The organism is Oryzomicrobium sp. (genome assembly GCF_036820405.1).
Lineage (GTDB): Bacteria > Pseudomonadota > Gammaproteobacteria > Burkholderiales > Rhodocyclaceae > Oryzomicrobium.
In genome coordinates this window covers 1-11,330 of sequence record NZ_DAISLS010000025.1, presented here as the reverse complement: position 1 = coordinate 11,330, position 11,330 = coordinate 1, and the positions used below count along the sequence as shown (strand labels likewise).

Below are 11,330 nucleotides of genomic sequence, written 5' to 3'. Positions count from 1 at the left end.
GCCGGCACGGCCCCCTCCCCCCTTCGCCCCCGCCGAGCAGCGCAGCCGGCCCGGGACGGCGAGCCGCGCAGGGCACTGACGGGCCGGCCTCATCGGCCCGTACAGGCGACGCAAAAGAAAGCCACTCGCCGTCAGGGCGAAACACAGCGACAACACCAGCACTCACGCCCGGTGAAACCGCCAGCGACTCCCCAAGCAATTCGCCCTTCTTGGGGCAACTTAGGGCAGCTTGATGGTTCGCCAGAGAACATCACTTGGCAGGCAACACCCCAAAAACAAACAGGCCGGGAATAACCCCGGCCTGTTTGCTTGATGCCTGAGACGGCGTGAAACCCGGCGTTCAGCGCTCCTTGGTTTCCAGAGCCGACTTGTTGATTTCGACGCTGTACTTCTTGCGCAGAGCCGACAGGTAGGCCGCCGTGTCCTGCTGGGCGGCGAACTGGGCGTACTGCTCTTGCAGGCCCTTCACCTGGGCGTCCTCGACCTTCTCCGGACGCTCCACCTTGGTGATCTTGAACAGGCCGTAGCCGTTGCCCGGCAGCTCCACGCCCACATAGGCGGGCAGCTTTTTCACGTCGGCCTTGAAGATGGCCTGGGCCGCTTCCCGGGACAGCTGGGCGGCGGTCATGCGCGAGACGGACTTGACCGGGCTCCAAGCGACCTTGTCGTCGCCGGACTGGAGCTTGGCCAGCTGGGCATCGCCTTCCTGCTTGACCAGCTTCTGCTCTTCCTGGCGGGTCAGGCGTTCGACGATGGCGGCCTTGACCTCGTCGAAGGGGCGCTGGGCAGCCGGTTTGTGCTCCACCACCCGGGCGGCGACCAGGGTGTTGGGGGCCACTTCGATGGCAGCGGTGTTGCGCTTGTCCTTGAGGGCGTCGTTGGAGAACAGGGCCTCCAGCACCTTCGGGTTGGCTGGGGTGGCGGCCTGGGCGGCGCCGGCGGCCGCGGCGCCCTTGCTCAACCAGCCGGTGGTCTGGATGGCGAGCTTGTACTTGTCGGCGGCCGGCTTGAGGCTGTCGGACTGCTCATAGACCAGGTTGCTGAAGTTTTCCGCGGCCTCGGCGTACTTACGGCCGGCGGACTGGGCCTTCAGCTCGGCTTCGATCTCGCCCTTGACCGACTCGAAGGACTTGACCTTGCCCGGCTTGATGCCGGTCAGCTTGATGATGTGGTAGCCGAAGTCGGACTGCACCACGCCGGAAACCTCGCCTTCCTTGAGGGAGAATACGGCGTCCTCGAAGGGCTTGACCATGGCGCCCTTGGCAAAGAAGCCCAGGTCGCCGCCGTTGGCGGCCGAGCCCGGGTCCTGGGAATCCTTCTTGGCGATCTCGGCGAACTTGCCCGGATTGGCCTTGACCTCGGCCAGCAGGGCCTGGGCCTTGGCTTTGGCCTTGTCCTTGTCGGCAGCGGGCGCGGCGGCGTCCACCATCACCAGGATGTGGCTGGCGCGACGCTCCTCAGGCTGCTGGTAGCGGTCCTGGTGGCTGTCGTACCAGGCCTTGACGTCGGCGTCGGAAACGCTGGACTGGCCCTTCAGGGCGTCGGCGGAGAGCACCACGTACTCGGCCTTGACCTGCTCGGGCAGCTGGAACTGGGCGGCGTTGCTGTCGTAGTACTGGCGCGCGGCGGCGTCGTCCACCTTGATCTTGGAAGCCACCGAGGCGAGGTTGATCAGGTAGGAGGCGACCTCCCGGTTTTCCAGCTGGATGCGCAGCACCTGGGCCGCCTGGGCCTTGGCCACCAGGCCCGAATCGGCCACGGCGCCAACGATCTGCTGTAGGGTCAGGTCCTGGCGCAACTGGGCCTCGAAGCCTGCCACGGTGAGGTTCTGGGCGCGCAGGGCTTCCTCGTACTTGGCCTGGGAGAACTTGCCGTTCTCTTGCAGGGCGGGAATGCGGGTGATGACCTGGGCCAGCTGGGCGTCGCTGGCGTAGAGGTGGTTCTTGGCGGCTTCCACCAGCAGCAGGCGCTGGTCGATCAGGCCGTTGACCACGCTCAGGCGGGCCTCGGGCGTGTCGAACATCTTGGCGTCGAAGTTCGCCCCCAGGGTACCGCGCAGGCGTTCCTGCTGCTCCCGGTAGGCGCGCTGGAATTCCTGGAGGGAAATCTTGGTCTTGCCGACCTTGGCCACGTCGTCGCCGCCGCCGGCGTTGCGGACGTAGGATTCGACGCCGAAGAAGGCGAAGGGAAGCGTGATCAGGACGAGGAAGGCCTGGACGACGCGCTTGTTGTTGCGGACAGCATCAAACATGTTTCACGGCTCCGGACGGAGGTGCAGGGCTTTGGGATGCCGTTCGGCGGCGCCGGAACGGCCCGGCAAAATGGATGATTCGGGCTAAAACCGGGAAAAGCGGCGCTTGGGCTGCAAAACCAATAAAAAAGGCGAACTTTCGTTCGCCTTTTTTATGTTATCTGGCGGAGCGGACGGGACTCGAACCCGCGACCCCCGGCGTGACAGGCCGGTATTCTAACCAACTGAACTACCGCTCCAGGCCTCGATCCCGTTAGTGGTGGGTGCTGACGGGGTCGAACCGCCGACATTCGCCTTGTAAGGGCGACGCTCTACCAACTGAGCTAAGCACCCACTTCGCCGGGAAAGGCTAAGTCGATTAGTTTACCGCATCCTTGAGGGCTTTGCCAGCGCGGAACTTGGGCACTTTTGCCGCCTTGATCTTGATGGCGGCGCCGGTACGCGGGTTCCTGCCCCCACGCGCTGCGCGCTTGCCCACGTAGAAGGTGCCGAAACCCACCAGGGTCACCATCCCTCCCTTTTTCAGGCTGGTCTTGATGGAGGCCACGGTGGCATCCAGGGCGCGACCAGCGGCAGCTTTGGAAATCTCGGCCGACTTGGCGATTTGTTCGATCAGTTCGGATTTGTTCACGTAAGCCCCCTACGTAGTTGGTTGACAGGAAACCTGCACGCTTTTTATAGCCCCGCGAAAATCCTTATGTCAAGCGGATTTCCGGGGCGCCGGGGGCAAATACCTCGGGCTGTGATCAAAACGCCAAGCCGTTGACGAAAAAAGACTTTCCAAAGAAAAACGCCGCCCCGCGAATAATGCGGGAGCGGCGTTGGCGAATGGCGCCGGGCGGGTAGTCGTCAGTGGGTGACGACGCCGCTCGCTTCGCCAGCGGCGGGCTCGGCCGATGCCGGCACCGCTGCGGCAGGCTCGGCGTCGGGCAGGGGCTCGGGGGTGCGTTCCAGGGCCCGTTCGAGCACCTGGTCGATCCACTTCACCGGCACGATCTCGAGCTTGTTCTTGATCGAGTCGGGCATGTCCACCAGGTCCTTGACGTTCTCGTCCGGGATCAGGGCCACCTTCAGGCCGCCGCGCACCGCCGCCAGGAGCTTTTCCTTGAGGCCGCCGATGGCCAGCACTTCACCGCGCAGGGTAATCTCGCCGGTCATGCACACCTCGCAGCGCACCGGGATGCCGGTCAGGGCCGACACCAGGGCGGTGGTCATGGCGATGCCGGCGGACGGGCCGTCCTTGGGCGTGGCGCCCTCGGGCACGTGGATGTGGATGTCGCGCTTCTCGAACACCTCGTCCTTGATGCCCAGCCGCTGGGCCCGGGCACGCACCACGGAACGGGCCGCTTCCACGGATTCCTTCATCACGTCGCCCAGGGAGCCGGTGCGCTGAATCACGCCCTTGCCCGGCACCACGGCGCATTCGATGGTGAGCAGCTCGCCGCCGACCTCGGTCCAGGCCAGGCCGGTGACCTGGCCCACCTGGTTTTCCTTCTCGGCCACGCCGAAGGTGTAGCGGTGCACGCCCAGGTACTTGTCCAGGTTCTTGGCATTGACCAGGACCTTGCCGTCCTTCTTCTTCATCACCAGGGCCTTCACCACCTTGCGGCAGATCTTGGAGATTTCGCGCTCCAGGCCGCGCACACCGGCTTCCCGGGTGTAGTAGCGGATGATGTCGCGCACGGCGGATTCAGTCACCGTCAGTTCGGTGGGCTTCACGCCGTTGTTCTTCATCTGCTTGGGCAGCAGGTACTTGACGGCGATGTTGACCTTCTCGTCCTCGGTGTAGCCGGACAGGCGGATGATCTCCATGCGGTCGAGCAGGGGCGGCGGAATGTTCAGGCTGTTGGCGGTGGCCACGAACATCACGTCGGACAGGTCGAAGTCCACCTCCACGTAGTGGTCCTGGAAGGTGTGGTTCTGCTCGGGGTCGAGCACTTCCAGCAGGGCCGAGGAAGGATCGCCGCGGAAGTCCTGGCCCATCTTGTCCACCTCGTCGAGGAGGAAGAAGGGGTTGCGCACGCCCACCTTGGTCATGCTTTGCAGGATCTTGCCGGGCATGGAGCCGATGTAGGTGCGGCGGTGGCCGCGAATCTCGGCCTCGTCACGGACGCCGCCCAGGGCCATGCGCACGAACTTGCGGTTGGTGGCCTTGGCGATGGACTGGCCCAGGGAGGTCTTGCCCACCCCGGGAGGGCCGACCAGGCACAGGATCGGCGCCTTAAGCTTGTCGACGCGCTGCTGCACGGCGAGATACTCGAGGATGCGTTCCTTGACCTTCTCCAGGCCGTAGTGGTCGGCGTTGAGAATGGTCTCGGCACCGCCCAGGTCCTTGCTGATGCGGGTCTTCTTCTTCCAGGGCAGGCCGGTCAGGGTCTCGATGTAGTTGCGCACCACCGTGGCTTCGGCGGACATGGGCGACATCAGCTTGAGCTTCTTGAGCTCGGACATGGCCTTTTCCGTGCCTTCCTTGCTCATGCCGGCGGCCTTGATCTTCTTTTCCATCTCTTCGAGATCGGCGCCGTCCTCGCCTTCGCCGAGTTCCTTCTGGATGGCCTTGACCTGCTCGTTCAGGTAGTACTCGCGCTGGCTCTTCTCCATCTGCCGCTTGACCCGGCCGCGGATGCGCTTTTCCACCTGGAGGATGTCGATTTCCGCCTCCAGCTGGGCGAGCAGCTTCTCGATGCGCTCGCGCACGTCGAAGCGCTCCAGCACGTCCTGCTTTTGCTCCAGCTTGAGGGGCAGGTGGGCGGCGATGGTGTCGGCCAGTCGACCGGCTTCCTCGATCCCAGCGATGGAGGTGAGGATTTCCGGCGGAATCTTCTTGTTCAGTTTGACGTACTGGTCGAACTGGGCGATCACCGCACGGCGCATCGCCTCGATCTCGTGGTCGCCCTCTTCCTCGGGGGTGATCGGGGCGGCCACGGCGATGAACAGGGACTGCTGCACGTCCACCGACACCACGCGGGCGCGCTGGCTGCCTTCCACCAGCACCTTCACGGTGCCGTCGGGCAGCTTGAGCATCTGCAGGATGTTGGCGATGCAGCCGATGGGATAGAGATCTTCGGGATTCGGGTCGTCCTTGGCAGCCGATTTCTGGGCCACCAGCAGGATGCTTTTGCCCGCTTCCATGGCGGCTTCCAGGGCCTTGATGGACTTGGGCCGGCCGACGAACAGCGGAATGACCATGTGGGGGAACACCACCACGTCTCGCAGGGGGAGGAGCGGCAGTTCCACGGTCTCGGTCGGGGGGGTCAATTCAGACATGGCATGGCCTTGCGTTAGGGTTTGCCTCCAACATGGGGGCAACCGGGAATTTTTTCAAGTGCAGCCGCAAGGATGGCTTGAGACGACAACGGGGAACCCCTGGGCTCCCCGTTGCTTGCGGCCGCTTGCCGCCTGGCGGCGGCGGGTGTCGGCTCAGTTGGAACCGGATACCTTGGGTTGATCAGCGTAGATCAACAGAGGCTTGGCGTCACCCGTAATCGAGTTTTCGTCGATCACCACCTTGGTCACGTTCTCCATGCCCGGCAGCTCGTACATGGTGTCGAGCAGCACGCCTTCAAGGATCGAACGCAGGCCCCGGGCGCCGGTCTTGCGCTCCAGGGCGCGGCGGGCGATGGCCTGGAGGGCGCCGGGGCGCACTTCCAGCTCCACGCCTTCCATGCCGAACAGCTTCTGGTACTGCTTGATCAGAGCGTTCTTCGGCTCGACCAGGATCTGCACCAGGGCCGCCTCTTCCAGCTCGGCCAGGGTGGCCACCACCGGCAGACGACCGATCAGCTCGGGAATCAGGCCGAATTTGATCAGGTCTTCCGGCTCGACGCGGCGCAGGGTTTCGGTGACGTTCTTGGTGTCGCGGCTCTTCACCTCGGCGGCAAAGCCGATGCCGCCCTTTTCGGAGCGGTTGCGGATCACCTTGTCCAGACCGTCGAAGGCGCCGCCGCAGACGAACAGGATGTTGGTGGTGTCCACCTGGACAAAGTCCTGGTTCGGGTGCTTGCGCCCGCCCTGGGGTGGCACGCTGGCCACGGTGCCTTCGATCAGCTTGAGCAGTGCCTGCTGCACGCCCTCGCCCGAAACGTCGCGGGTGATCGAGGGGTTGTCGGACTTGCGCGAGATCTTGTCGATCTCATCGATGTAGACGATGCCCTGCTGGGCCTTCTCCACCTCGTAGTCGCACTTTTGCAGCAGCTTCTGGATGATGTTTTCCACGTCCTCGCCGACGTAGCCGGCTTCGGTCAGGGTCGTGGCGTCGGCCATGACGAAGGGGACGTTGAGCAGCCGGGCCAGGGTCTGGGCGAGCAGGGTCTTGCCCGAGCCGGTGGGCCCGATCAGCAGGATGTTGCTCTTGGCCAGCTCGACCTCGTCGGTCTTGCCGTGGTGGCGCAGCCGCTTGTAGTGGTTGTACACCGCCACGGACAGGATGCGCTTGGCCTGCTCCTGACCGATCACGTACTGGTCGAGGATGGAGCAGATTTCCTTGGGGGTGGGCAATTCACCGCGGCCGCCCTTGGCGCCCTGCTCGGCACCGATCTCGTCGCGGATGATGTCGTTGCAGAGCTCGATGCACTCGTCGCAAATGAACACCGAAGGACCGGCGATGAGCTTCTTGACCTCGTGCTGGCTCTTGCCGCAGAAGGAGCAATAGAGCAGTTTTTCACTGCCGTTCTTCTTCTCGGACATGTGGCGCTTACCCCTGTCGAAGGCGGGTGCACTGCAAGCGGGCAAAAAAGCCCGCCCCCGCCGATTTATCGGATATGAACGGCGGCCCTACGGCCGCATCAAGCCACGTCGGACCGGCTCGACAGAACCTTGTCGATCAGTCCGTATTCTGCCGACTCCTGGGCAGAAAGGAAATTGTCACGATCGGTGTCCTTCTCCACCCGTTCCACCGGCTGGCCGGTGTGCTGGGACAGCAGGGCGTTGAGGCGATCCTTGATGGAGAGGATTTCCTTGGCGTGGATGGCGATATCCGACGCCTGGCCCTGGAAGCCGCCCAGGGGCTGGTGGATCATCACCCGGGAGTTGGGCAGGGCGAAACGCTTGCCCTTGGCCCCGGCGGCCAGCAGGAAGGCACCCATGGAGGCGGCTTGGCCGATGCACAGGGTGGAAACGTCGGCCTTGATGAACTGCATGGTGTCGTAGATCGACATGCCGGCAGTCACCGAACCCCCAGGGGAGTTGATGTACAGGGCGATGTCCTTTTCCGGGTTTTCCGCTTCCAGGAAGAGGAGCTGGGCCACCACCAGGTTGGCGGTGGCGTCGTTGACCGGCCCGACCAGGAACACCACCCGCTCCCGCAGCAGGCGGGAATAGATGTCGTAGGCCCGCTCGCCGCGGCCGCTCTGCTCAATCACCATCGGGACCAGGCCGAGGGCCTGGGGATTCCAGTTGCTTTCGAAGTCCATCGAGGTCTCCAAGTTGACCGGGCGCCCCATTTTGGGGCGCCCGGTCAGATATTAGCTGCGAAATCGACGAAGCGCTGAATCAACGGATCGGCACATCGGTGACTGCGCGGCGACTGCGTCCGCTGCCGGCCGGCGGCGGGAACAGAGGAACCAGGCTTAGGCCTTGGCGCCCATCAGTTCGTCGAAGGCGACGGCCTTGTCGCTGGTCTTGGCCTTGGAAAGCACCCACTGGACCACGTTGTCTTCGAGGGTGATGGCTTCCACTTCGGCCAGGTTACGCGGATTGCTGAAGTACCAGCGTACCACTTCCTCGGGGTTCTCGTAGCTTTGGGCGGCTTCTTCGACCTTGGCCTTGACCTGTTCCATCTTGGCTTCCAGGTTCTCGGTCTTGACCAGCTCGGCCAGGATCAGGCCCAGGGTGACGCGGCGCTTGGCCTGTTCGGCGAACCACTCGGGCTGCACCGGCATCTGGTCGGCCTTGATGCCGCGGGCTTCCATGTCGGCGCGGGCAGCCTGCATCAGGCGCTGCACTTCCATCTCGACCAGGGCGTTGGGCACGTCGATGGGGTTGGTTTCCACCAGGGCGTCCATCACCTGGTCCTTCAGGCGGGATTCGATGCGCTTCTTCACTTCGCGCTTGAGGTTGGTTTCCACCTCGGCGCGCATCTTTTCCACGTCGCCGTCGGCGATGCCCATCATCTTGGCGAATTCACCGTCCACTTCCGGCAGCACCGGCTTTTGCACCTGCTTCACGGTGATGTCGAACTGGACGGTCTGGCCAGCCAGATCCTTGGAGAAGTAGTCGGCCGGGAAGGTCAGGTCGAAGGTCTTGGACTCGCCCACCTTCAGGCCTTCCACGGCGGTTTCGAAGTCGGCGAGCATCATGCCCTGGCCGAGCACGAACGGATAATCGTTGGCCTGGCCGCCGTCGAACGGCACGCCGTCCTTCTTGCCCAGGAAATCGATCACCACGCGGTCTTCCTTCTGGGCGCCACGCTCGGCGTTCTCGTAGTAGACGCGCTGCTTGCGCAGGATTTCCAGGGTCTGGTCCACTTCGGCGGCGGTCACGTCGAGAACCGGACGCTCGATTTCCTTACCGGCCAGGTCAGCGATCTTGAATTCGGGATAGACCTCGAAGATGGCGGTGAAGGCCATCTGGGTGGCGTCGGCGGAATCCTTCGGCTCGATGCGGGGATAGCCGGCCACGCGCAGGTTCTGGGCGGTGACGGCTTCGCCGAAGGCGCGGTCCAGGGATTCGGACAGGGCCTCGTGGCGGGCCTGGTGGCCGTGCTGCTGCTTGAGGATGTTGAACGGCACCTTGCCGGGACGGAAGCCGGGCATCTTGACGGTACGCCCGATCTTCTTCAGCCGCGCATCCGCATCCTTGTCCAGGTCGGCCACATTGATGGTCAGATCGAGACGACGCTCCAGGGCGTTGGCGACTTGGGTGTTTTCCATGAAATGTCCTTGGTGCAGTAATCCGAAAAAATGAACCGGCATGCCGGCGCGGGAAGCGGGAAACGAGGCCCGGCGCCGGAAGATCCGCAAGATAACGGGTGCGGGCGCAAGGCCCGGGCACCCGGGGAAACTAGGGGTGGCTGGATACCCGAAGACGGCGGCCGAGCGGCCCGCCCACGGTTTTTCCAGCGCGCGGCAAAGCCGCAAGAGGCCGGATTCTATCACGGCGGGGCAAGCGGCCAAGCCCGGCCGGGGCGCCCGGGTGGGCACGCCCCCGGCCGGCCGGGGGAAAACCTGGGGCGAACCCGCGTCAATCCTCCGCCAGGGGCCAACCGCTCGGGTCGAAGCCGTAGCGCAGCGCCCCCCAATGCCGGCCGGCCACGGCCACCGGCACGGTCACCTCGGTGAGGATGTCGCCGTTGTCCCGGGTATAGGTGCGCACGATGAAGGGCTTGCCGCTGGCCCGGGCCACCGCCAGGGCGTCCGGGGCGTCGAAGCGGCGCTTGTCGCGGCAGCGCTCCCGGTCCACGGCCGGATCGCCGCAGGGAGGCTGGGCGTAGCGGCGGTTGTGGGTGGGTGCGTAACCGTTGCGATCTACCAGGACGCAGAAGCGCCCCCAGGGAAAACGCTCCAGCACCCGGTCGAGCACTGCCTGGACCGGCCCTTCCACGGCAGCGTCGTAGGCCGTGGAAAATTGCGCCGGCCCAGGCGACCCTCGGCCGGGGATGGGCCGGTAGGCCTGGTCGAAAACGTCGATGCCGCGCCCGGCCGCCGCCTCCAGCACGCCAGCCAGCTCCCGGGCGGCGGGCTGGAGGGTGTTGATCACCTCGTGGAACTCCCCCTCGCCGACGATGAAGCGCAGGACAATCTCCTGAATGCGCCCGGACGCCCCCTCCAGCTCGTCGGCCACGCCCTGGCTGTGGTCCAGGCGGGCGCTCACCTCCTGGCTCAGGGCACCGATCACGGCGATGTTGTCGTTGACCGTCCGGTTGCTGGCGGCAAACCCTTCCAGGGTGCGGGCGATGCCCGACAGGCTGGCGGCGGTGCGGTCGAAATCCCCCATCAGCAGGGCGAAATTGGCGGCGGCCTTGTCCACCACGTCCCGGGTCAGGCACACGTCGTCGGTGATGCGGGCGGTCTCGCTGCGCGTATCGCCCACCAGGGCTAGCATCCCGTCGATGTTGCGGGCGATGTCGGCGGAGGCGCCCTTGGCCCGCTCCGCCAGGCCCCGCACCTCGTCGGCCACCACGGCGAAGCCCCGGCCGGCCTCTCCGGCCCGGGCCGCCTCGATGGCGGCGTTCAAGGCCAGCAGATTGGTCTGGTCGGCAATGCCCTGGATCAGGGCGACGATGGCCCGGATGCTGGCCGAGCGCTCGCTCAGGTCCCCCACCGTGTGGTTGAAGCGCCCCACCCGGTCGCTGATGGCGTTGATGTGCCGCGCCGCCTCCCCCAGCTCGTCGTTGGAGGTGCGCGCCATCTCCAGGTTGGCCAGGGTGGTGCGGGCGATGGCCCGGGTTTCGTCGCTGACCTGGCCGATGCCCGCCGTGGCCTGGTCGCTGGCGGCGCGCACCTGGCCGGCCAACTGGTCCTGGCGGTGGGCGCCGGCCACCGATTCGGACAGGTTGCGCCGGGTGAGCGCCGTATCCATGCCGATGCGGAAGGTCATCAGCCGCACGTTGTTGAGCAGGTGGCGCATCTTCTTGAGGAAGCGGTTGTACGACTCGGCCAGCAGGCGCAGCTCGTCGTGGGTCGACGCCGGCAGGTCCCGGGACAGGTTGCCGATGCCGGCGCCGATCTCGTCGAAGATGCCGATCACGGTACGCAGGGGGCGCACGATCAGGAAACGGAAGTACCACACGGTGAAGGCCACGTAGGCCACCGACGCCGCCAGCAGGACGGCGTTCCAGACCAGCAGGGCATCCAGCTCCGCCAGGGCCGCGGCGCTGCCGTCCCGGGCCACCGCCTGCCGGGCGCGCCAAGTGAGGACCAGCAGCGCCAGTTGGAACAGGTTCACCAGAAAGAGGCTGGCGAACTTGCGGGTCAGGGAATTCCACAGCACCCGCTCGCTCAGGTCGTAGAGCCGCCAGAAGGCGCCCATGGTGCTCACCGCCCCCCTCCCCCGCCAATCATTCCCTCGGTGGGGGAACTGGGATCGGCGCTGTAGAACTTGCGCGGCATGCGGCCGGCGCGGAAGGCCTCGCGGCCGGCCT

General features: G+C 65.3%; 7 protein-coding genes and 2 tRNA genes. All 9 read right to left on the bottom strand.

Features of this window, described 5'->3' with window-relative positions; all coding sequences use genetic code 11:
- Positions 1-340: 340 nt before the first annotated feature.
- Complete coding sequence (locus V7Z98_RS17680) at positions 341-2,251, bottom strand: SurA N-terminal domain-containing protein (protein ID WP_293266503.1); 1,911 nt, start codon at positions 2,249-2,251, stop codon at positions 341-343.
- Positions 2,252-2,413: 162 nt separating this feature from the next.
- Positions 2,414-2,490 (bottom strand) — tRNA-Asp (locus V7Z98_RS17675).
- An 18-nt stretch (positions 2,491-2,508) separates the two neighbouring features.
- Positions 2,509-2,584 (bottom strand) — tRNA-Val (locus V7Z98_RS17670).
- Positions 2,585-2,609: 25 nt separating this feature from the next.
- On the bottom strand, positions 2,610-2,882 hold the full coding sequence (locus V7Z98_RS17665; protein WP_293266505.1) for an HU family DNA-binding protein: 273 nt from the start codon (positions 2,880-2,882) through the stop codon (positions 2,610-2,612).
- A gap of 218 nt (positions 2,883-3,100) precedes the next feature.
- Positions 3,101-5,518, bottom strand: a complete 2,418-nt coding sequence (gene lon, locus V7Z98_RS17660; RefSeq protein ID WP_293266507.1) for an endopeptidase La — start codon at positions 5,516-5,518, stop codon at positions 3,101-3,103.
- 153 nt (positions 5,519-5,671) lie between these two features.
- A complete protein-coding gene (gene clpX / locus V7Z98_RS17655) occupies positions 5,672-6,937 on the bottom strand; it encodes an ATP-dependent Clp protease ATP-binding subunit ClpX (RefSeq protein ID WP_293266509.1) in 1,266 nt (421 codons plus the stop codon).
- Between the two features lie 98 nt (positions 6,938-7,035).
- Complete coding sequence (gene clpP, locus V7Z98_RS17650; protein ID WP_293266511.1) at positions 7,036-7,662, bottom strand: ATP-dependent Clp endopeptidase proteolytic subunit ClpP; 627 nt, start codon at positions 7,660-7,662, stop codon at positions 7,036-7,038.
- Positions 7,663-7,818: 156 nt separating this feature from the next.
- The gene (gene tig, locus V7Z98_RS17645) at positions 7,819-9,120 is read right to left on the bottom strand and encodes a trigger factor (protein WP_293266513.1); all 1,302 of its coding nucleotides are present in this window, start codon (positions 9,118-9,120) and stop codon (positions 7,819-7,821) included.
- A gap of 310 nt (positions 9,121-9,430) precedes the next feature.
- Positions 9,431-11,218, bottom strand: a complete 1,788-nt coding sequence (locus V7Z98_RS17640) for a methyl-accepting chemotaxis protein (protein WP_334159400.1) — start codon at positions 11,216-11,218, stop codon at positions 9,431-9,433.
- Positions 11,219-11,330 lie beyond the last annotated feature (112 nt).

Bases quoted from the DNA above. Each gene is read 5' to 3' on its own strand.
- clpX (WP_293266509.1), bottom strand. From the start codon at position 6,937: ATGTCCGAGAAGAAGAACGGCAGTGAAAAACTGCTCTATTGCTCCTTC.
- V7Z98_RS17640 (WP_334159400.1), bottom strand. From the start codon at position 11,218: ATGGGCGCCTTCTGGCGGCTCTACGACCTGAGCGAGCGGGTGCTGTGG.
- clpP (WP_293266511.1), bottom strand. From the start codon at position 7,662: ATGGACTTCGAAAGCAACTGGAATCCCCAGGCCCTCGGCCTGGTCCCG.
- V7Z98_RS17680 (WP_293266503.1), bottom strand. From the start codon at position 2,251: ATGTTTGATGCTGTCCGCAACAACAAGCGCGTCGTCCAGGCCTTCCTC.
- lon (WP_293266507.1), bottom strand. From the start codon at position 5,518: ATGTCTGAATTGACCCCCCCGACCGAGACCGTGGAACTGCCGCTCCTC.
- tig (WP_293266513.1), bottom strand. From the start codon at position 9,120: ATGGAAAACACCCAAGTCGCCAACGCCCTGGAGCGTCGTCTCGATCTG.